Origin of the sequence: Rhodanobacter sp. FW102-FHT14D06, from assembly GCF_043950705.1 — a bacterium.
Taxonomy (GTDB): Bacteria; Pseudomonadota; Gammaproteobacteria; order Xanthomonadales; family Rhodanobacteraceae; genus Rhodanobacter.
In genome coordinates, this window is sequence record NZ_CP170722.1 from 279298 (window position 1) to 300416 (window position 21119).

Genomic DNA, 21119 nt, shown 5'->3' on the forward strand with positions numbered 1-21119 from the left:
GCCATCCGGACACCCACGCAACGCCTGCGGGCGAACCATCCATGGAGGCAATCCGCATGACCAAGACCCTTCTGAAACCGCTCGCGCTCGCCGTCAGCGCCGCGCTGGCGCTCACCGCGTGCGGCAAGCAGGAACCTGCCAGCACGCCGGCGACTCCGGCCGACGCAGCCAGCGCGGCCCCCGCATCCAGCAGCGCCGTCACGGCGGCAGCACCCAGCGTGTTCGACATCAGCGAGCTGGGCCAGGCCGCCGAGGCGTGCGCCGACTTCAACCAGTTCGTCAACGCCAAGTGGATCGCCGCCAACCCGATCCCGGCCGACCAGACCGTGTGGGGCTCGTTCAACCTGCTGCGCGAGAAGAGCCTGTCCGACCAGCACGCGCTGGTCGACGCGGCCGACAAGAACGCCGACAGCGCCGCGCCCGGTTCGATCGAGCAGAAGATCGGCTGGCTGTACCGCTCCAGCATGAACATGGACGCGCGCAACAAGGCCGGCTTCGAGCCGCTCAAGCCCTACCTGGCGAAGATCGACGCGCTGAAGTCGAACAAGGACATCCCCGCCTGGCTCAACCAGTCCTTCGCCAAGGGCGACAGCGCGGTGTTCCGCTTCGGCGCGCGCGCGGATTACAAGAACGCCAGCATGCAGATCGCCTACGCGGTGCAGGGCGGCCTGGGCCTGCCCACCCCGGACTACTACACCGATGCCAAGTACAAGGACGTGCGCGCCGAGTACGTGAAATACCTGGCCAAGCTGTTCGAGCTCACCGGCACGCCGGCCAAGGACGCGGCCAACCAGGCCGACCTGGCCATGAAGTTCGAGACCGAGCTGGCCAGGCACTCCATCCCGCGGGTGGAGATGCGCAAGCCGGAGAACCAGTACCACTTCGTCACCGTGGCCGAGGCGAACAAGGTCACTCCGCATTTCGACTGGAACGATTTCTTCAAGGCGCAGGGCGTCACCATCGACAAGGGCTTCTCGCTTTCGCAGCCGAAGTTCTTCGCCGAAATGGACAAGCTGCTGGCCAGCGCGCCATTGGCCCAGTGGAAGGCCTATCTGACCGCCCACACGATCTCCGGCGCGGCCGACGTGTTGTCCGAGCCGTTCGTCGACGCCCGTTTCGATTTCTACGACAAGACCCTGCGCGGCCAGCCCGAGCAGAAACCGCAGTGGAAGCGCTCGCTGAGCGCGGTCAACGATGCCATGGGGCAGGCGCTGGGCCAGTTGTACGTGGCCAAGTATTTCCCGCCGGAAGCCAAGCAGCGTGCCGAGGAACTGGTCACCAACATCCGCAACGCGTTGAAGGCGCGCATCCAGAACCTCGACTGGATGAGCGACGAAACCAAGGCCAAGGCGATCGCCAAGTGGGAAACCTTCCTGCCCAAGATCGGCTATCCCGAAAAGTGGCGCAGCTGGGACGGCCTGAAGATCACCGCGGACAACTACTTCGCCAACATGGAGGCGGCGCAGCAGTTCGACCATGACTACGACATCGCCAAGATCGGCCAGCCGACCGACCGCCAGGAATGGTTCATGACGCCGCAGACGGTCAACGCGTACTACAACCCCACCGACAACACGATCAACTTCCCGGCCGCGATCCTGCAGCCGCCGTTCTTCTATGCCAAGGGCGACGACGCGATCAACTACGGCGGCATCGGCGCGGTGATCGGCCACGAGGCCAGCCACGGCTTCGACGACCAGGGCAGCCAGTTCGACGGCAGCGGCAACCTGGACAACTGGTGGACGGACGCCGACAAGAAGCAGTTCGACGAGCGCGCGCAGAAGCTGGTCGACCAGTTCGACAACTACGCGCCACTGCCCGACCACCCGGACCTGCACGTCAACGGCAAGCTGACCCTGGGCGAGAACATCGCCGACCTGGGTGGCCTCAACATCGCCTACGACGCGCTGCAGACCGCGCTGAAGAATCAGCCGGCCGAGGCCACGCAGAAGATCGACGGCTACACCGAGGATCAGCGCTTCTTCCTCAACTGGGCGCGCGTGTGGCGTGGCAGCATCCGCGACAAGGCGCAGATGGTCTACCTCAACGCCGATCCGCACTCGCCGATGAAGTTCCGCGCGATCGGCGCGCCGTCCAACATGCCGGCGTTCGCCCAGGCGTTCCAGTGCAAGACCGGCGACGCGATGGTTCGCCCGGCCGACAAGCAGGTGAAGATCTGGTAACCGCCGGCGCGGCGGCAGGCGCAACGCCTCGCCGCCGCAGCCGAACATCGACAAGCAGGAAACACGAGGCCCCGCACGCTGCTGCGGGGCCTCTTGCTGTGTGATGCCTGTCGTTGGCGAATGGGCCTTGTTGCCTCGATGAGTTATTGCAAATCATTCTCATTGGCAATATCGTGTGCGCCTTCACGGCCATCGCCGTCACTCCATTCGATCGACGGCGATGGCTGTCGCGCGTGCGGGACGGGGACCGGCCTGATTCCACACGACGCACAGGACCCCGCATGAGCCCGATCAAGAGCAGGAAACACCCCACCCGCCGCGCCCTCCCCGCGATGGCGCCCGGGTTGCTGACCACCGCCCTCCTCGGCAGCCTGGCCCTCGCCCCCGCGCATGCCGCCACGCCCGCCGACGCGGCTGCCGCGGACGCCCCGCTGGTCGCGCAGGCGCGCAACCTGCCGCGCGTGCAGGTGCGAGGCAGCGCCGGCGTCGACTACCGCATCGACGAGCTCTCATCGCACAAGTTCACCCAGCCGCTGCTGGACACCACGCAGACCATCAGCGTCATCGGCCGCGACCTGATCCAGCAGTAAGGCGCCACCACGCTTTCCGAGGCGTTGCGCAACAGCCCCGGCGTGGGCACCTTCTACGCCGGCGAAAACGGCGCCACCAGCACCGGCGACACGATGTACATGCGCGGCTTCGACAGCTCAGGGAGCATCTTCGTCGACGGCGTGCGTGACCTCGGCTCGGTCTCGCGCGACGTGTTCAACATCGAGCAGATCGAAGTCACCAAGGGCCCGGACGGAACCGAATACGGCCGCACCGCGCCGACCGGCGCGATCAACATGGTCAGCAAGCGCCCGCAGCTGGACAACGCCATCTCCGGCTCGCTGGGTTACGGCAGCGCCAGCCAGCAACGTGCCACCGCGGACTGGAACCAGGCGATCGGCGAAGACGCTGCCTTCCGCCTCAACGTGATGGGCCAGGACAGCGGCGTGCCGGGGCGCGACCGGGTGCAGAACAACCGCTGGGGCGTGGCGCCGTCGCTGGGCCTCGGCCTGGGCAGCGCCACCCGGATCTATCTCGACTACCTGCACGTGAAGCACGACAACGTGCCCGATGGCGGCGTCTCCACCATCGGCCTGCCCGGCTACGCCAGTCCCGATCCGACGCGGCCGTTCCTGTCCGACGCCGCTGCGGTCGACCCGCACAACTTCTACGGCACCCGGCAGGACCACGATGACGTGCAGGTCGACATGTTCACCGCGATCGTCGAACACGATTTCTCCGACCACCTCGCCGTGCACGACACCTTGCGCTGGGGCCGCACGCACCAGGATTACCTGCTCACCTCGTTCACGGCCACCGCGGCGCACCTGTCGACGCCGGACCCGGATGACCCCTCGACCTGGACGGTGGCGCGCAGCAACCCGACCTTCAAGCACCAGACCAACCGCATCCTCACCAACCAGACCAACCTCACCGCCAGCTTCGACACCGGCGCGGTCGGCCACGACCTCAGCGCCGGCATCGAGCTCAGCCGCGAGCAAGCCGCGACGCAGGGCATTGCCCCGCTCTCCGGCAGCACCTGGCCCCCGGCGAACCTGTACCGGCCCGACCCCGACCAGGGCGGCCTGGCCTACGCCCGCAACGGCGCCCACGGCAACGGCAAGACCGATACCGTCGCGGCCTACCTGTTCGACACGCTCAAATTCGGCGAGCGCTGGCAACTCAACGCCGGCGCGCGGCTGGACCATTACCGCACCCGGTTTGTCAGCACCGACGTCTGCGGCGGCCGGCGCGGCCCGGCCTGCGGCAGTCACCCGGCCGGCACGGTGCTGCCCAGCGTGGACGCGCGCCTCTCCGGCAACCTGCCCAATTACAAACTCGGCGTGCTGTTCAAGCCCGTCGCCGCCGGCAGCATCTACGCCAACTTCGCCATGTCGCAGGAGCCACCGGGCGGCAACACGCTTACCCTCAGCAACGCGTCGAACAGTGCCGACAATCCCGACCTCGACCCCCAGCGCGCGCGCACCGTCGAGCTGGGCACGAAGTGGAGCGTGCTGGGCGACAGGCTGCTGCTGACCGGTGCGCTGTACCGCACCACGGTCAGCAACGACCTGGTGCAGGACCCGACCGATGGCCTGTACTACCAGGTCGGCAGGAAGCGCGTGCAAGGCGTGGAGATCGGCGCGGTCGGCAGGATCACCGACCGCTGGGCGGTGAGCACCGGCTATACCCGCATGGACGCCAAGGTCATCCGCGGCAGCGCGGTGACCAGCGACGGCTCCGCCGACCTGCCGTACACGCCGACCAGCGCGTTCACCGCGTGGACCACATACCGGCTGCCGTTCAACCTCACCCTCGGCGGCGGCGCACGCCATGCCGGCGGGATGAAGCGCGGCAGCGACGGCGCGGTCGGCACGCCGGCCTTCACCCGCGGCTACTGGGTATTCGACGCGATGGCCAGCCTCGAGGTGAACACGCACCTCGACCTGCAGCTCAATGTCTACAATGTCTTCGACAAGCACTACATCGCGGCGATCAACAAGAGCGGCTACCGCTACACGCCGGCCATGCCGCGCTCGGCGATGCTCACCGCGCAGTTGCGCTTTTGACCCGCCGACCCACGCCACCACTTCCCGCGGGTGACCCATGCTGCTGCACATTCCCGGTGTACTGAGCGCCGAACAGATCAGGCGGATGCGCGAGTCGCTCGACGCGGCGCCGTGGGTCGACGGCCGCGAAACGGTGGGTGCGCAGGGCGCGCGGGTCAAGCACAACCAGCAACTGCCTGACGCCTCGCCGCTGCGTCGGCAACTGGGCGAAACGGTGCTGGCGGCGCTGGCCGCGCAACCGCTGTTCCACGCCGCCACGCTGCCGCTGCGCATCCTGCCGCCACGCTTCAACCGCTATGCCGACGGCGGCCAGTACGGCTTCCACGTCGACGGCGCGGTGATGGCCCTCCCCGATGGCGGCGGGCAAATGCGCAGCGACGTCTCGTGCACGCTGTTCCTCGGCGAACCGGACGAGTACGAGGGCGGCGAACTGATCGTCAGCGACACCTACGGCGAGCACGAGGTGAAACTGCCGGCCGGCGACCTGATCGTCTACCCGTCCAGCAGCCTGCACCGGGTGGCCCCGGTGACTCGCGGCGCGCGGGTGGCCTCGTTCTTCTGGGTGCAAAGCCTGGTGCGTGACGACAGCCAGCGCCGGCTGTTGTTCGAGCTGGACACCTCGGTCCAGGCATTGACCCGCACCGGCGCCGACCACGCCGCCGTGCTGCAACTCACCGGCGTCTACCACAACCTGCTGCGGCAGTGGTCCGTCACCTGATCGTCGCAGCGGTTCCCTCGGCGCGGCGCACGGCGGATAATCGTCGACCCCCGACGCCGATGGCTGCACGATGTTCGTACCCGGTCAACGCTGGATCTCCTCCGCCGAACCCGAGCTTGGCCTCGGCACCGTGCTGCGCGTCGAAGGACGCGGCGTGCAGGTGCTGTTCGCCAAGGCCGGCGTGCTGCGCCCTTACGCGATCGACTCGGCGCCGCTGCTGCGCGCCGAGTTCCGCGCCGGCCAGCGCGTCGCCGGCAAGGGCATCGCGTTCCTGGTCGAGCGCGTCGAGATCAAGGACGAGCTGCTGATCTACCGCGGCGAAGGCCGCGAACTGCACGAAGGCCAGCTCGACGACGAACAGAGCGTGAGCCAGGCCGACGACCGCCTGATCGGTGGGCGCACCGACAGCGTGGCGCAGTTCGAGCTGCGCCTGGAGGGTCTGAAGCGGCGCGCCGAGGCGCGCCGTTCGCCGATGTGGGGCCTGGGTGCCGCGCGCATCGGACTGGTGCCGCACCAGCTGCGCGTGGCCGGCATCGCCTCGGCGCGCCGCCCGCCGCGCGTGCTGCTGGCCGACGAAGTGGGACTGGGCAAGACCATCGAGGCGGGCATGATCGTCGCGCGCCAGCTCGCCACCGGCCGCGCCTCGCGCGTGCTGCTGCTGTTGCCCGACACGCTGGTCTACCAGTGGTTCGTCGAGATGCTGCGCCGCTTCAACTTGAGCTTCGCGATCTACGACGAGGAACGCTGCGAAGCCCTGGAGCAATCCGGCGACGCCGGCAACCCGTTCGAGGACGAGCAACTGGTGATCGCCGACTTCGGCTTCCTGGAAAGCTCGCCGAAATACACGCAGCAACTGCTGGACGCGCCGTGGGACCTGCTGGTGGTGGACGAAGCGCATCACCTGGCCTGGTCGCCGGAAGCCGCCAGCCCGCGCTACACCATGGTGGAGCAACTGGCCGCGGCGATCCCCGGCGTCATCCTTCTCACCGCCACCCCGGAACAGCTCGGACGCAGCGGCCACTTCGCCCGCCTGCGCCTGCTCGATCCGCAGCGCTACCACGATCTGGACGGCTATCTGGCCGAGGCCGACACCTATCAGGCGCTATCGAAGATCGCCGACCGCCTGCTCGACGGCCAGCCGTTGGATGCCGGCCAGCACGCCGCGCTCACCGAGGCCTTCCACGGCGATGCGACGCTCACCGCACTGCTGGCCGATTCCACCAGGCCGGCCCATGCGCGCGAACTGCTGGCCGCGCTGATCGACCGCCATGGCACCGGTCGCGTGATGTTCCGCAACAACCGCGCCGGCGTCGGCGGCTTTCCCAAACGCCTGCCCGAATGGCACCTGCTGGACGCCGACACGGTCGACGACAGCACACGGCAGGCGCTGCTGGCCGAGTTCCACGCCGACATCCAGCAGCCGCCGGCGCTGATCGAGGTCGACTACGCCACCGACCCGCGCATCGATACCCTGATCGCCCTGCTGGAGAAACATCCGCAGGACAAGTTCCTGCTGATCTGCCGCAGCCAGGCCAAGGTGCTGGCGCTGGAAGAAGCGCTGCGCACGAAGAGCGGCGTCGGCGTGGCGCGTTTCCACGAAGGTCTCAGCATCGTGCAGCGCGACCGCAACGCCGCCTATTTCGCCCAGCCCGACGGCGCGCGTTTGCTGCTGTGCTCGGAGATCGGTTCGGAAGGCCGCAACTTTCAGTTTGCGCACCGGCTGGTGCTGTGGGATCTGCCGCTGGATCCGGACCTGCTCGAACAGCGCATCGGTCGGCTCGACCGCATCGGCCAGAAGCACGACATCGCCATCCACATCCTCGCCGTGGCCGACAGCGCCCAGCACGTGCTGGCGCGCTGGTACGACGAAGGCGTCGACGCGTTCCGCCTCAGCCCGGCCGACGGCCGCGAACTGTTGCGCCGCTACGGCGAGCCGCTGACCCGCCTGGCGGACGAGCACGCCCGCGGCGACGACAACCGCGATCAGGAACTCGACGCCCTGCTCGCCGAAACCCGCGCCAGCCACGAGCAGATGGCGGCACTCATCCGCGGCGGCCGCGACCACCTGCTGGAACTCGCTTCCAGCCGCGACCCGCACGCCGACGAATTGCAGCAGGCCTTCCGCCGCGACGACCATGATCCGGGCCGCGACGCCTTCGTGCAGCGCCTGCTGGAGGCATTCGGCATCCACGCCGAGGAGCTCGGCGCGCAAGTGCTGCTGCTCGACCCGCAATACCTCTCCACCGACGCCCTGCCCGGCTTCGCCGAAGGCCCGCAGTCGGTCACGTTCTCGCGTGAGGTGGCGCTGTCGCGCGAGGAGCTGCCGCTGCTGCGGCTGGACCTCCCGCTGGTAGCCGGTGCGCTGGATCTGGCGCTGTCCGGCGAACAGGGCAATGCCGCCTTCATGGTCGACGACGTGCTGGCTCCGCGGACCGCACTGCTGCAGGCGGTTTACGTGCTCGAATGCGTGGCCGATCGCCGGCTCGACGCCGAGCGTTTCCTGCCGCCCTCGCCGCTGGTGGTGACCGTGGACACCCGCCTGGTCGAACGCGCCGACTTCACGCCCAGCGACACGGCGCTGCGCAAGGCCAACGACCGCCACATCGAGGTGGCACGCTACCGCAAGTTCCTCGGCAAGCTGGTGCCGCCGATGCTGGAACGCGCCGAAGCGCTGGCCAGTACGCGCGCGCAAGCGCACATCGACGACGCCGTGGCCGCCGCCACCGAATCGCTGGACAACGAACTCTCGCGGCTGCTCGCCCTGCGCACAGTGAACCCATCGATCAGCGACACCGAAATCGCCGCCGTCACCGACGAGCGCCACGCCCTGCTCGGTGCACTGCCGCAAGCGCGGCTGCGACTGGACGCCGTGCGTTTCGTCGTCAGCGCCGACTTCCTCGCCCTGCGCTGACCCGCCTGCGACGCCGGGCGGGCACCGCCAGCCCGGCGCGTCCGCCTTTGCGATCCCCGATTCCCGGATCTACAGCATCAGCCGCCGCTGCGGCTTGATCGGCAGCTTGCCACGCCAGTACTGGATCAGCACGATGCCGCCGACCATGCCGCCGAGATGGGCGAAATGGGCCACGCCGGCCTGGGTGCCGGTCACGCCCAGCACCAGCTCCACCGCCGCATAGCCGATCACGAAGATCCATGCGGGGATCGGCACCGGCAGGAAGATCAGCATCATCTTCTCGTGCGGATACAGCATGCCGAAGGCCAGCAACAGGCCGAAAATCGCGCCCGACGCGCCCAGCGTGGGATAGAAGCCATGGGTGAACCAGTGCACCACGATCAGCTGGGCCACCGCCGCCACGACTGCGCAGACAAAGTAGTAGATGATGAAATTGCGCGCGCCGAAGGTGCGCTCGATGGTGCCGCCGAACATGAACAGCGCGAACATGTTGAACGCGATGTGGGTCAGGCCGCCGTGCATGAAGGCGTAGGTCACCAGCTGCCACGGGCGAAAGCCGATCGAGGCCAGGCCCTGCGTGGTCTGGAACACCTGGTCGCCCCCCCACGGCCACAGCGCGAAATACTGCAGAAAGACCTCGCCGAAGAACTGTTGCAGCAGGTAGACGACGATGTTGGCGATCAGCAGGTTGCGCGTGACCGGCGGCAGATCAAGAGGCATCAGGCGGTTCCGGGGGAAGGGGCTCGACCCCAAGCGTAACGGCGCGCGCGCCCGGCCGCCATGCAGGCGATGTCGCGGGGGTCCGATCGGCCCATGGCGCCGGCCATAAAAAAGCCGCCTTGCGGCGGCTGCAGAACGCACCTGTGCAGGTACTCAACCCTTGTTGTTGGCAGCCAGCGCCATCGCCTCCGGCCGCTTGGCACCGGCGAAACGCTTGGCCCAGTAACCGTCGTCCAGGCTGGAGATTTCCACCGACTTGCCGGCGCTCGGCGAATGGATGAAACGTCCGCCGGAAATGTAGATGCCCACATGCGAGATGCGGTGACGGCCATGGGTGCGGAAGAACACCAAGTCGCCCGGCTTGATGTCGGCGCGATTGATCTTGACCCCGGCCAGGAACTGGCTGGCGGAGGTGCTCGGCAACTGCAGGCCGATCGCGTGCGAGAACACGTAGCGCACGAAGCCGCTGCAATCGAAACCGGTGGCCGGATTGCGGCCGCCGCGCACGTAGCGGATGTCGCGCAGACCCATCGCCGCGGCCAGCAATGCCTTGCGCAGGTCGGTGATGTTCTGCGTGGCGACGCGGGCTTCCGGAGTCCGGGCAGTCGTGATCGCCGGCTCGGCCGCAGCCGCCTGCGTGTCCGCCGCCTGGGGCAGCAGGTCGCTGGCGTTGTCGGGCAGTACCGACTGGCTCAGGCGAACGGCCGGGCTGAAGCTGGGGAGCGGCTGCAGCAGCGGCGCGGCCACGCTAACGGAAGCCGATGCGCTGAAGGCAGTGTCGAGATTGGCGGCGCGAAGGGTTCCGGAAAACAGCAGCGCAGGCACAAGCGCAGCAAGCACGATCAATCGCTGGGTTGGCATGCAGGAAAATCCCGGATATTCACGGAGTTGGCCATCACCGCAAAGCGGCAACGACGTGACTGAGCCGTGAAAATACCAAGCCGGGGCCCCTCGTATGTTGGATTGAGGTTAAGTGAACCCTGCCGTTTCGGTATTTCGGGACGCACCGCACATTTGACACAAGTTACTGATAATAAAAGGATTTACTTGCCATCTGACGACTCGGGCCAGTAGTGCGAGTCCGGATAGGGTCGCCGGCCGAAGATCGCGGTGCCGATCCGCACCTCGGTCGCTCCCTCGGCGATGGCGAGCGGAAAATCACCGCTCATGCCCATGGAAAGTTTTGGCAAATCATGCCCTTGCAAAACCGCCTGGTCGCGCAGCTCGCGCAACCGACGAAAGCAGCCGCGCACCTCGACCGGATCGGTGGAGTGGATCGCCAGGGTCATCAGGCCGCGTACGCGCAAGGTGGCGTAGCCGCGCAGGGTGTCAAGGAAGCCGGGCAGCTGTTCAGGCGGCAGTCCGTATTTGCTGGGCTCGGTGGAGGTCTTCACCTGCACCAGCACGTCGATCGCCCGACCCTCGTGCTGCAGGCGGCGATCCAGCGCCTCGGCCAGTTCCAGGCGATCCAGCGACTGCACTTCGCTGGCCAGCCGCGCCACGTCTTTTGCCTTGTTGGTCTGCAGGTGGCCGATCATCACCCAGGCGATGCCGCAGTCGACCAGCAGCGGTGCCTTGTCGCGGATCTCCTGCATCTTGTTCTCGCCGAAGCGATGCATGCCCAGCGCCACGCCCTCGCGGATCAGCTCCGGACCGAAGGTCTTGCTGACCGGCAGGATGGATACCTCGGCCGGGTCGCGGCCGGCGGCCCGGCAGGCCTCGTCCACCCGGCGCCGGATATCGGACCAGTTGGCGGCGAGGTGGGAAGGGGTGGTCATCTTGCGGACTCCGCGGGAGAAATAAGGAGTGAGAAATGAGGAGTGAGAGATGAGCGGACGCGTGCGATGCGGCTATCTCTCACTCCTCACTCCTCACTACTCACTACTCACTCCTCGCCCTCAGCCTTGCGCGAAGTGCTTCGCCACCACCTCGGCCACCACCATGCTGACCTTCTTGCCGGTGGGGATGTGCAGGAACTCGTTCGGGCCGTGCGCGTTGGAATGCGGACCGAGCACGCCGGTGATCAGGAACTGCGCCTTGGGGAATTTCTCGCCCAGCATGCCCATGAACGGGATGCTGCCGCCTTCGCCCATGTAGGTGGCCGGCGCGCCGAAGTAGTGCTGCGAGGCATCGCTGACCGCCTGCTCCAGCCACGGCGACAGTGCGGGCGCGTTCCAGCCCGAGCCGTCCTTTTCCAGGGTGAACGTGACCTTGGCGCCGTACGGCGGGTCCTTCTCCAGCAACTGCTTGACGAACTCGCCGGCCTTGGCGCCGTTGAGCGTGGGCGGCACGCGCAGGCTCAGCTTCACCGCGGTGAACGGGCGCAGCACGTTGCCGGCGCTTTCCAGCGGCGGAATGCCGCCGATGCCGGTCACCGCCAGCTGCGGGCGCCAGGTGCGGTTGAGCACCAGCTCGGCAAGGTTCTTGGTGACCGGCTGCATGCCCTCGGCCCACGGGAACTTGCTGTAGATGTCCTCGCCCAGCACCTCGGCCGACAGTTTGGCCTGGTCGATGCGCTGCGCCGGAATGTCGACGTACAGCTCCTTCGGCTTGATCGTGCCGGTGACCGGGTCCTCCAGCCGCGACAGCAGCTCGCGCAGGATGCGGAAGCTCGACGGCACCACGCCGGACGCATCGCCCGAATGCACGCCCTCTTCCAGCACCTGCACGGTGAGGTTGCCGCCGGTCATGCCGCGCAGGGACGTGGTCAGCCACAGCTGGTCGTAGTTGCCGCAGCCCGAATCCAGGCACACCACCAGCGACGGGCTGCCGATGCGCGCAGCCAGGTGGTCGACATAGAACGGCAGGTCGTAGCTGCCCGATTCCTCGCAGGCCTCGATCATCACCACGCAGCGCGCATGCGGAATGCCCTGCTCGTGCAGCGCCAGCAGCGCGGCCAGCGAGCCGAAAATCGCATAGCCGTCGTCGGCGCCGCCACGGCCGTACAGCTTGTCGCCCTTGAGCACCGGCGTCCACGGACCGAGGCCGTCGGCCCAGCCGGTCATCTCCGGCTGCTTGTCCAGGTGGCCGTACAGCATGACGGTGTCGTCGCCCTGGCCGGGAACTTCGATGTAGATGAGCGGCGTGCGCCCTTCCAGCCGCACCACTTCCAGCGAGGCACCCGGCAACTGGCTGAGCTTGGAGCGCGCCCAGGTTTCCATCAGCTTCACGGCCGCATCCATGTAGCCGTGCGCCACCCAGTCCTTGTCAAACATCGGCGACTTGTTGGGAATGCGGATGTATTCGACCAGTTGCGGCACGATCTCCGCATCCCACAAATCGCTGACGAAACGGGACAGGCGGCTGGTATCCATGGGCAACTCCAACGTGGCGAACAATCGCTCATTGTAGCAGCGCACCCGCGGCGGCACCGACGTCGCGGGCGGCCGTCGCCCACACGAGCGGGGGCGCAAGCCGCACGTCGGGGCAACCCGGGGTCCGGCTGCGCGGCCATGCGGTGGCGCGCATGGTGAGGGCGCGGCGTCGACCGCCGCGACCCACCCGCCAACCCGCCATTTCACGGAGGAAAGACCATGTTCCACAAGCTCGCCGCCATCGCCCTCGCGCTGGGCCTCGCCGCCCCGGGGCTGCTGTTCGCCGCCACGCCGGTCAACATCAACAAGGCCGATGCCAAGGTCATCGCCAAATCGCTCGACGGGATCGGCGCGACCCGCGCCGAGGCCATCGTGGCCTGGCGCGAGGCGCACGGCCCGTTCAAGAAGGCCGACGACCTGAAACATGTCAAGGGCATCGGCAAGGCCACGATCGAGCGCAACCGCAGCGCGATCCTGTTCGCCGACGACGGCGCCGCCGGCAGCGACACCGCCGCCGTACCCAAGCCGCGACGCGGCAAGACGGCCGCCAGCGAGTAATCCCGGCGGCGACGGGCGCAAGCGGTGCGCGCCCTGCACCGCTTGCGCTACACTCGCGCGCCGCATCCGCCGCCACGCCGACATGATCCTCCCGCGTTACCACATTGCCGCCTCCGCCATCGCCGGTGCCGGCAAGGGTCTGTTCCTCGACGAGGCGGTGGCCGCGGGCCGCATCCTTACAGCACCTGACGGCATCGAACAGACCTACCGGCAGGCCGACATCGCGGCCTCCGACGCGCTGCGCAGCTTGTGGCACGCCAGCGCACGCTGGTTCGAGGACCGCTACACGCTGTCGCCGGAATGGCCCGACGAGTGCTTCATCAACCACAGCTTCACGCCGAACGGACTGTGGCACCTGGGTTTCGTGTTCGCCTTGGCGGACCTGCCCGCCGGCAGCGAAATCACCGTGGATTACCGCCACGTGCTGCCTCCCGGCCAGGCCGAGGACTTTGTCGATGCGGCCACGGGTGAGACAATAACGGGGTTGTCCTGGCAAGAGAGCCTCGTCAGCAGTACCCGCGCCCTGGCCGAACTGCTGGCTCCCGCTCGATCCGGGTCGTGATGGTTGATGGTGATGGTTGAGATTCCTACCCTTGAGACGCCGCGGTTGCGCCTGACCGCGTTGAGCGAACGACACTTCAACGACTACGCCGCGATGCTGGCCGATCCGGAGAGCACCCGCTGGGTGGGCGACGGCCAACCGCTGGACCGCACCAACGCCTGGCGCTCGCTGGCGATGCTGTTGGGCCACTGGCAGTTGCGGGGTTTCGGCATGTGGGCGCTGGAGCTGAAGGAGACCGGCGAGTTCGTCGGCCGCGCCGGCCTGATGTATCCGGACGGCTGGCCGGACCTGGAGCTTGGCTGGATGCTCAAGCCGACGCATCGCCACCAAGGCTATGCCACCGAGGCGGGCAATGCGACGCTGGATTTCGCCTGGACCCAGTTGCGCGCGCCGCGCGTGATCAGCCTGGTGCGCATCGGCAACGAGGCCTCCGACCGGCTGGCCGAGCGGCTCGGCGGCGAACACATCGAGAACATCGACTTCTACGGCAGCAACAGCCACGTGTTCGCCTACTACCCGCCGCATCGCGAACGCCACCGCGCCTACGCCTGAGCGGACGTCAGTAGACGTCGCGGCGATAACGCCCCTGCTCACGCAACTGCGCGACCTGTCCCGCCCCCAGCACGTCGCACAACGCCGCATCGACGCCGGGGGCCAGCCCGTCGAGGCTGCCGCAGACGTAGATCGCCGCCCCCTCGTCGACCCAGCGCCGCAGCTCGTCGCCGGCTTCGCGCAGACGCTGCTGCACATGGATGCGCTCGCCCTGGTCGCGCGACCAGGCAAAATCGGCGCGCTCGACGGCGCCTTCGCCGATCCAGCGCTCGATGTCTTCCCGGTGGAGGAAGTCGTGCGCACGATGACGCTCGCCGAACAGCAGCCAGTTGCGCGTCCGGCCGACGGCGATGCGCTGCTTGAGCAGGGCGCGCAAGGCGGCCAGGCCCGTGCCATTGCCGATCAGCACCAGCGGGCGCGCATCGCGAGGCGCATGGAAGTTGACGTTGCTGCGCACGCGCAGCGCGATCTCCGCGCCGATCGGCGCGTGCTCGGTAAGCCAGCCCGAGCCCAATCCGGGATAGCCACCACGCGCACGCATCCGGCGCACGATCAACTGCAGCGCGCCGTCCTGCGGCAGCGTGGCGATCGAGTACGCGCGATGCGGCAGCTGTTGCAATATCGCGGCGACGCCTTCCTCGTCCAGGCCGTCGACCTCGCCCGGCTCGGGCAGGCGACAGCGCGCCAGCAAGGTCGCCAATGGCAGCCGCTCCCGGTGCCCGAACGGCACCACGACGCGGCCATCCAGCCCCCGCGCCGCCAGCCATGCCGCCACCGCTTCGGCAGCATGGCAAGGACCGATCTCGGCCAGGTCGCCGGCCTGCCAATCGGCACGACCTTCCAGCGGCTTCATCGCCAGATGGAAGCAGGGTTCACCCACGCTGCCCGGATTGAGCAGGCGGCGCTCGACCAGTTGCCAGCGCTGGTATTTCGGCGCCTGCCAGTCCGGCAGATCAGGCGCGCCGCCGAGCATGGCCAGGTGATGCTGCCAGTGGCGCAGGCTGGCGTCGTCCTCGCTGTCCACCTCCACCGGATCGAACAGCGCCTGCGCGCCGCTGGCCTGCAGCCAGCGTTGGAGCTGGCGGCCGAAGCCGCAGAAGTCCTCGTAGTCGCTGTCGCCCAGGGCCAGCAGGCCGTAATGCAGGCCGGCCAGTGACGCCGGCTGTTGCATCAGCTTGCGGCTGAACATCTGTGCCATGTCCGGTGGCTCGCCATCGCCGGTGGTGCTGACCACGAACAGCACGCGGCCGGCCTGGCGCAGGTCGTCCAGTGCCAGATCGCCGATGCCGATCATGCGAGTGGGCAGACCGGCCAGTTGCAGGCTCTGCGAGGTCTGCCGCGCCAGTTGTTCGGCAAAACCGGTCTGGCTGGCGTACACCACGCGCAACACCGCGTCCGCGGGCCGAGCCTCGATGCTGCGGATGTCGCCCGCATCGCGCGTGGCGGGCGACTCTGAGGCCGCCATGTCCTTCACGGCGACCGGCCGGCGTGGCGCGGCATGGCGCCGAAAGCGCAACAGGCCGAACAGATCCAGCGCCGAATTGATCCAGTGCCACGGGTACAACTGGCGCGTGCAGAAGGTACCGCGCTGCAGTTGTGCGTTACCGACGGAAGAGGTGGGTTGATTCATGGCGATCCGTGTTCCGCGCGCCAGCCCTTCCCGCGGCAACTTGCGTGGGCGCGAAAGACGGAACCGGCGCGGTGCCGGGCAAATGATCCGGTCGCATCATTAGACAGTAAACAAGAATCAATCGCAATACGGCACGTCAGGGAACGCGGCATTCCCCATGGGCAAAATGGCTGCCCCGACCGATGAGCAATGCACCACGGACGCGGCGCCACACACGCCAGCGCTATCGTCCGGCGAGGTACAAACGGGTACCGCGCGCCCCCTCGCAACCGCCGAGCCCGCGCCGGCAGTCAGCTCAACCCGATCTGCTTCATCGCCTTGCTCTTGATGCCCGCGAAGAAACCCTTCTTCGCATGCGTCCCCTTGTTGCTGCTCAGCCCCTCCAACTGCAGGCGGGAACCCATGATGTTCTTGTTGGCGATCTTCAGCAGCGGGTCCATCTGCTTCTTCTTCATCAGCTCGACCTTGTCCATCCAGCCCGGCAGGCCGATGTCGGCGACGAACATGTTGGCGACCGCCGAGGTGTCGGCGCAGGTGAGCAGGTAGCAGCCGAGGATCGGGCACTCGCCGAACACCGTGAGATCCAGCGTGTTGGGCGCCGCCAACCGCTTGTTGCCGGCACGCATGTCCTTGATGTCCAGGCCCAGCGAGAACAGTTGGAGGCCCAGGCTGGCCAGCGTGTTGGCCACGCCGATCGCCGCGGTAGTGGCCGTGCCGAAGTCGGCGAACAGACCGCCGATCTTCGCTCCCGTCGCCACCGTCTGCTGGCCCAGTTTCACCGAGTGCTGGGCCAGGTCGCGCTTGATGATCGCCTGGATCGCTTCGGCCGCCGCACTCGGGTCGCCCATGCGGAAGCCATTCTTGTATTCGTCGCTCTTGTAGAGGTTGTAGCCGTCCTGCGCCACCGCCTTGCCCGCCTTGGCCAGCTTCACCGTGCTGGTGACCACGCCGAGGTAGGGCGTCACCTCCGACACCAGTTCGTGCAGCACCTCGCCGCCGATCGCCTCGATCACGTCGTGGATGTTCTCCACGTCGGCGCATTCCACCATGAAGTTCTCGAACGCCTCCTTCATGCCCGGCACGCTGGCGACCTTGCTTGCCGTGCTGCCGCCCTTGGCAAGCTTGTCGACGCCCGACTTCAGCTTCTTGCCGGACGACAGCAGCGACTTGCCCGACGACAGCATGCTGGCACTGCCGAACTTGAGCTTGGTGCCCCCGAACATGTTGACGACGAGCTGGCGGCGTGCCTTGGCGAGCTCGCCCATGGCGATGAATTCGGCGCGGCTCAAAGGTGTGGAAGGCATGATCGCTGTCCCCTCAAGTAATGTCTCATGACTCGTGGCGCCCCGTGCTTCTCCGTGCCCATCGAACAGGCGGAGATGCCACCGGCATCAAAAAAAGCGTGAACCCGGCCCCGCGATTGCTTATTCAGCAAGGCGAACCTGATCCCGTTACTGACCACAGAACCAAACTAGATCAACCCCCCACGATAGAGCTCCGTATTCACCGCCACGCCACCCGTAGCCCCATACCGATTCGTGATGACTAGTTGAGACCCGCTGAAGTCGTAAATGAGCTTTCCATAATTGGAGGTCTGATTTCTGTCGGGAAACAGATTCATCATCCATTGCGCGCGTACCGGTGAATATGGAATATAACGAAGCGCAAAACGCTCCACCTCGTTGGTGGGAGCGGCATTAGGATTGTTTGCAAACTTCATCATTACGTTGTTTCCAAAGTCCGCGTTGCTCATTTTCAGTCTCTGGAGCAGCGCCGCCTTTTCAATCTCAATCTGCTGCTTTTGCGGGCTGTTCTGCAACGCTGCCACCTCCTGCTTCTTGTCGACGTACAGCACTTGATCCTCGTTTTCGCATGTGTGCTTGAGGTCGCCATCGTTGGAAACCGCCCCGGTCCAAGCCACCATCCGAATGTTTCTTGCGCCACACAATTCGCGGAAGAACTTGTAAGCAAAGCTGCTGGCCAACTCGCCGGAGGGAATCATGCCTTCATGATTCAGACGGACGTTCCTACAACGCGCGCCGTAGCACATCACGAGGCTGATTCTGTATTTCTCGTCTCGTATTGGCATGAGAAGCTTGGCCAGGCGCCCGAGTTGCTTGAACGTACAGACAGAACCCCCGCTTGTGGAAAACCCTTCATCGGTGTCATCCGGCTTGCCGTGCAACACGAAAACGACCGTCCGCGACTTCTCGATATGCTTGCGGATGTCCTTGACGTCATCCTTGGATAAGGTGCCAGCCGCGTCCCTTGCAATGAGTTCCTGGCATGGATAGAAGACCATCCTTGCTCGCCCTTTTGTAACCTCTCGCTTGGCATAGACCTGCGCCGTGCCCGCGGCAGCCGCACCTGCACCAAACTTGGAAGGATCTCGCCCCCCTTTCACCTTGCCAGTCGTCACTTGCGGACTGCTGTCTTCGAAATTGAGAATCGTGTAGTAATTCATGATGGCTGAATCCCTCTAAACATTGGCTGCCTTCCGCAAGTCGAGAGGTGGGGCGCAGGTCGGTCCCATGCAGATGTTCGATCAGTGCGAGCGAGATGAGTTCTGGCCAGTCGGGCACTTTTACCCAAACCCGTAAGAGAACTCCCCATCCGTCACACCGACCTGCACTTTCGCCACTTCCTCGCCCGCAATCATCCTGGTGAGAAACGCCCGCGAGATATCCGGCAACATGGAGTTGGTCAAGATCGCATCGATCATGCGGCCGCCCGACTCGGTCTCGGTGCAGCGCTCGACCACCAGCTTCACCACGTCCTCGCTGTACTCGAACGGGATCTTGTAGCGGGCCTCGACGCGCTTCTTGATGCGGTTGATCTGCAGCTTGACGATCTTGCCCAGCATCTCCGGGCTCAGCGGGTAGTAAGGGATCGTCACCAGGCGGCCCAGCAGCGCTGGCGGGAAGATCTTCAGCAGCGGCTCGCGCAGCGCCTTGGCCATGCCCTCGTGATCGGGCATCAGCTCCGGGTCCTTGCACAAGCCGGCGATCATGTCGGTGCCGGCGTTGGTGGTGAGCAGGATCAGGGTGTTCTTGAAGTCGATCTGGCGGCCCTCGCCGTCTTCCATCACGCCCTTGTCGAACACCTGGAAGAAGATTTCATGGACGTCCGGATGGGCCTTTTCCACCTCGTCCAGCAACACTACCGAATACGGCTTTCGACGCACCGCTTCGGTAAGCACGCCACCCTCGCCATAACCGACATAGCCCGGAGGCGCGCCCTTGAGCGTGGAGACGGTGTGCGCCTCCTGGAACTCGCTCATGTTGATGGTGATGATGTTCTGCTCGCCGCCGTACAGCGCCTCGGCCAGCGCGAGCGCGGTTTCGGTCTTGCCCACGCCGGAGGTGCCGGCGAGCATGAACACGCCGATCGGCTTGTTCGGGTCGACCAGGCCGGCACGCGAGGTCTGGATGCGCTTGGCGATCATCTCCATCGCGTGGTCCTGGCCGATGACGCGCTGGCCCATCAGCTTGGCCAGGTTCATCACGGTCTCGACTTCGCTCTTGACCATGCGACCGACCGGGATGCCGGTCCAGTCCGAGACCACCGAACCCACCGCCTGCTGGTCGACCGAGGCCAGGATCAGCGGATGCTCGCCCTGCAGCTCGGCCAGCTGGCCCTGCAACTCCTGCAGTTCCTTCAATGCAGCAGCGCGATCGTCGCCCGCAAGGGCAGCCTCTCCCGCCGATGCCTCCTTTGCTTCGGCAACCTGGTTGGCCGACTCTTCCAGCGCACTGCCGGTGCCTTCTACCGGCGCCGAAGAACCGCGCAACTTCGAGCGGATGTCGAGGATCTTCTCGACCAGATCCTTCTCCTTGATCCAGTTCGCCTCCAGCGTTTCCAGTCGTGCCTTCTGCGTGGCCAGCTTCTCGTTGGCGGCTTCTTCGCGGGCGGTGACGTTCACGCCGACGTTCTTTTCGCGGGCGATGATGCCCAGCTCGGTCTCCAGTGCCTGGATGCGCTTGCGGGTGTCGTCCACCTCGGCCGGCACGGCGTGCTGGCTGATCGCCACGCGGGCGCAGGCGGTATCGAGCAGGCTGACCGACTTGTCCGGCAGCTGCCGCGCGGGGATATAGCGGTGTGACAGCTTCACCGCTGCCTCCAGCGCCTCGTCGAGGATCTGCACCTTGTGGTGCTTCTCCATCACGCTGGCGACGCCGCGCATCATCAGGATCGCCTTCTCCTCGCTGGGCTCGTCGATCTGCACGGTCTGGAAGCGGCGGGTCAGCGCGGGGTCTTTCTCGATGTGCTTCTTGTACTCCGCCCAGGTGGTGGCGCCGATCGTGCGCAGGTTGCCGCGCGCCAGTGCGGGCTTGAGCAGGTTCGCCGCGTCGCCGGTGCCGGCCGCACCGCCGGCGCCGACCAGGGTGTGCGCCTCGTCGATGAACAGGATGATCGGCTTGGTGGACGACTGCACCTCCTCGATCACCTGCTTCAGGCGGTTCTCGAACTCGCCCTTCATGCTGGCGCCGGCCTGCAGCAGACCCACGTCGAGCACGCGCAGTTGCACGTCCTTCAGCGGCGGCGGCACGTCGCCGATGGCGATGCGCATGGCAAAGCCCTCGATCACCGCGGTCTTGCCCACGCCGGCTTCGCCGACCAGCATCGGGTTGTTCTGGCGACGGCGCATGAGGATGTCGACCAGCTGGCGGATCTCGTCGTCGCGACCGACGATCGGGTCCATCTTGCCGTCGCGCGCCTGCGCGGTGAGGTCGATGGTGAACTGTGCCAGCGCCTCCTGCTTGCCCATCTGTGCCGGCGACATCGCACCGCTGGCCTCGCCGGGCGCGCTGCCGCCGCCCATCCTGAAGCCGTCGTTGGCGCTCTGCCCGTCCTCGGGCGAGCCGCCGACCACCTCGGCGAACTTCTCCACCAATGCCTCGGGCTTGATCTTGTCGAACTCGGCCGAGATGTTGACCAGCGCGTTGCGCAGATTGCGCGTGCGCAGGCAGCCGACGATCAGGTAACCGGTGCGCACCTGCGCCTCGCCGAACATCAGCGTGGCGAACACCCAGCCGCGCTCGACCGCTTCCTCGACGTTGCTGGACAGATCGGAGATGGACGAGGAGCCACGCGGCAGCCGGTCCAGCGCATCGGTGATGTCGCGCGCCAGGTTCGACGGGTTGAGGTTGAACTGCTTGACGATGCGGTGCAGGTCCGAATCCTGCAATTGCAGGATCTGGTGGATCCAGTGCACCAGTTCCACGTACGGATTGCCGCGCAGCTTGCAGAACACCGTCGCGCTTTCGATGCACCGGAAAGCGAGCTTGTTGAGTTTCCCGAACAGCGCGCCGCGACTGATCTCGGCCATGTCATTGATCCTCTGAGTTGATTG

14 protein-coding genes and 1 pseudogene are annotated in these 21119 nt (G+C 66.5%); 7 read left to right on the forward strand and 8 right to left on the reverse strand.

Annotated features, from left to right (window positions below; all coding sequences use genetic code 11):
- The first annotated feature begins 56 nt into the window (after positions 1-56).
- The 4 genes and pseudogenes from ACFCQI_RS01440 to rapA all read left to right on the forward strand — a co-directional run bounded on the left by ACFCQI_RS01440 (position 57) and on the right by rapA (position 8430).
- Entirely contained in the window at positions 57-2183 is a 2127-nt protein-coding gene (locus ACFCQI_RS01440; RefSeq protein WP_395119610.1) for a M13 family metallopeptidase, read from the forward strand.
- A gap of 281 nt (positions 2184-2464) precedes the next feature.
- Positions 2465-4801 (forward strand): annotated as a pseudogene (locus tag ACFCQI_RS01445) (catecholate siderophore receptor Fiu).
- Positions 4802-4838: 37 nt separating this feature from the next.
- Positions 4839-5519 carry a Fe2+-dependent dioxygenase gene (locus ACFCQI_RS01450; RefSeq protein ID WP_395119611.1) on the forward strand — a complete coding sequence of 227 codons (681 nt, stop codon included), beginning with the start codon at positions 4839-4841 and terminating at the stop codon, positions 5517-5519.
- Positions 5520-5589: 70 nt separating this feature from the next.
- Positions 5590-8430: an RNA polymerase-associated protein RapA gene (gene rapA, locus ACFCQI_RS01455; RefSeq protein WP_395119612.1), complete on the forward strand. Its 2841-nt coding sequence runs from the start codon at positions 5590-5592 to the stop codon at positions 8428-8430.
- A gap of 69 nt (positions 8431-8499) precedes the next feature.
- Here rapA and ACFCQI_RS01460 read toward each other — a convergent pair whose 3' ends face one another.
- The 4 genes from ACFCQI_RS01460 to ACFCQI_RS01475 form a co-directional block, all read right to left on the reverse strand.
- Positions 8500-9150: a rhomboid family intramembrane serine protease gene (locus ACFCQI_RS01460; protein ID WP_395119613.1), complete on the reverse strand. Its 651-nt coding sequence runs from the start codon at positions 9148-9150 to the stop codon at positions 8500-8502.
- A 153-nt stretch (positions 9151-9303) separates the two neighbouring features.
- Positions 9304-10011: a C40 family peptidase gene (locus ACFCQI_RS01465; protein ID WP_395119614.1), complete on the reverse strand. Its 708-nt coding sequence runs from the start codon at positions 10009-10011 to the stop codon at positions 9304-9306.
- A 182-nt stretch (positions 10012-10193) separates the two neighbouring features.
- Entirely contained in the window at positions 10194-10928 is a 735-nt protein-coding gene (locus ACFCQI_RS01470; protein ID WP_395119615.1) for a YggS family pyridoxal phosphate-dependent enzyme, read from the reverse strand.
- 120 nt (positions 10929-11048) lie between these two features.
- A complete protein-coding gene (locus tag ACFCQI_RS01475) occupies positions 11049-12464 on the reverse strand; it encodes a M20 family metallopeptidase (protein WP_395119616.1) in 1416 nt (471 codons plus the stop codon).
- A gap of 219 nt (positions 12465-12683) precedes the next feature.
- Here ACFCQI_RS01475 and ACFCQI_RS01480 point away from each other — a divergent pair, with 219 nt between their 5' ends.
- The 3 genes from ACFCQI_RS01480 (at position 12684) to ACFCQI_RS01490 (ending at position 14136) form a co-directional block, all read left to right on the forward strand.
- A complete protein-coding gene (locus ACFCQI_RS01480) occupies positions 12684-13022 on the forward strand; it encodes a ComEA family DNA-binding protein (RefSeq protein WP_395119617.1) in 339 nt (112 codons plus the stop codon).
- A gap of 82 nt (positions 13023-13104) precedes the next feature.
- A complete protein-coding gene (locus ACFCQI_RS01485; RefSeq protein ID WP_395119618.1) occupies positions 13105-13584 on the forward strand; it encodes an SET domain-containing protein-lysine N-methyltransferase in 480 nt (159 codons plus the stop codon).
- A gap of 12 nt (positions 13585-13596) precedes the next feature.
- Entirely contained in the window at positions 13597-14136 is a 540-nt protein-coding gene (locus tag ACFCQI_RS01490) for a GNAT family N-acetyltransferase (RefSeq protein WP_395119619.1), read from the forward strand.
- A 7-nt stretch (positions 14137-14143) separates the two neighbouring features.
- On the opposite strand, the gene ACFCQI_RS01495 is transcribed toward ACFCQI_RS01490, so the two are convergent.
- The 4 genes from ACFCQI_RS01495 to tssH form a co-directional block, all read right to left on the reverse strand.
- On the reverse strand, positions 14144-15766 hold the full coding sequence (locus ACFCQI_RS01495) for a sulfite reductase subunit alpha (RefSeq protein ID WP_395119620.1): 1623 nt from the start codon (positions 15764-15766) through the stop codon (positions 14144-14146).
- Positions 15767-16056: 290 nt separating this feature from the next.
- Complete coding sequence (locus ACFCQI_RS01500) at positions 16057-17070, reverse strand: hypothetical protein (RefSeq protein WP_395119621.1); 1014 nt, start codon at positions 17068-17070, stop codon at positions 16057-16059.
- 167 nt (positions 17071-17237) lie between these two features.
- Positions 17238-18230: a hypothetical protein gene (locus ACFCQI_RS01505; RefSeq protein ID WP_395119622.1), complete on the reverse strand. Its 993-nt coding sequence runs from the start codon at positions 18228-18230 to the stop codon at positions 17238-17240.
- Positions 18231-18350: 120 nt separating this feature from the next.
- Positions 18351-21095 carry a type VI secretion system ATPase TssH gene (gene tssH / locus ACFCQI_RS01510; protein WP_395119623.1) on the reverse strand — a complete coding sequence of 915 codons (2745 nt, stop codon included), beginning with the start codon at positions 21093-21095 and terminating at the stop codon, positions 18351-18353.
- Positions 21096-21119 lie beyond the last annotated feature (24 nt).

Coding starts and splice junctions, on each gene's coding strand:
- ACFCQI_RS01460 (WP_395119613.1), bottom strand. CDS start 9,150: ATGCCTCTTGATCTGCCGCCGGTCACGCGCAACCTGCTGATCGCCAAC.
- ACFCQI_RS01490 (WP_395119619.1), top strand. CDS start 13,597: ATGGTTGAGATTCCTACCCTTGAGACGCCGCGGTTGCGCCTGACCGCG.
- ACFCQI_RS01485 (WP_395119618.1), top strand. CDS start 13,105: ATGATCCTCCCGCGTTACCACATTGCCGCCTCCGCCATCGCCGGTGCC.
- tssH (WP_395119623.1), bottom strand. CDS start 21,095: ATGGCCGAGATCAGTCGCGGCGCGCTGTTCGGGAAACTCAACAAGCTC.
- ACFCQI_RS01500 (WP_395119621.1), bottom strand. CDS start 17,070: ATGCCTTCCACACCTTTGAGCCGCGCCGAATTCATCGCCATGGGCGAG.
- ACFCQI_RS01505 (WP_395119622.1), bottom strand. CDS start 18,230: ATGAATTACTACACGATTCTCAATTTCGAAGACAGCAGTCCGCAAGTG.
- rapA (WP_395119612.1), top strand. CDS start 5,590: ATGTTCGTACCCGGTCAACGCTGGATCTCCTCCGCCGAACCCGAGCTT.
- ACFCQI_RS01470 (WP_395119615.1), bottom strand. CDS start 10,928: ATGACCACCCCTTCCCACCTCGCCGCCAACTGGTCCGATATCCGGCGC.
- ACFCQI_RS01475 (WP_395119616.1), bottom strand. CDS start 12,464: ATGGATACCAGCCGCCTGTCCCGTTTCGTCAGCGATTTGTGGGATGCG.
- ACFCQI_RS01480 (WP_395119617.1), top strand. CDS start 12,684: ATGTTCCACAAGCTCGCCGCCATCGCCCTCGCGCTGGGCCTCGCCGCC.
- ACFCQI_RS01495 (WP_395119620.1), bottom strand. CDS start 15,766: ATGAATCAACCCACCTCTTCCGTCGGTAACGCACAACTGCAGCGCGGT.
- ACFCQI_RS01465 (WP_395119614.1), bottom strand. CDS start 10,011: ATGCCAACCCAGCGATTGATCGTGCTTGCTGCGCTTGTGCCTGCGCTG.
- ACFCQI_RS01440 (WP_395119610.1), top strand. CDS start 57: ATGACCAAGACCCTTCTGAAACCGCTCGCGCTCGCCGTCAGCGCCGCG.
- ACFCQI_RS01450 (WP_395119611.1), top strand. CDS start 4,839: ATGCTGCTGCACATTCCCGGTGTACTGAGCGCCGAACAGATCAGGCGG.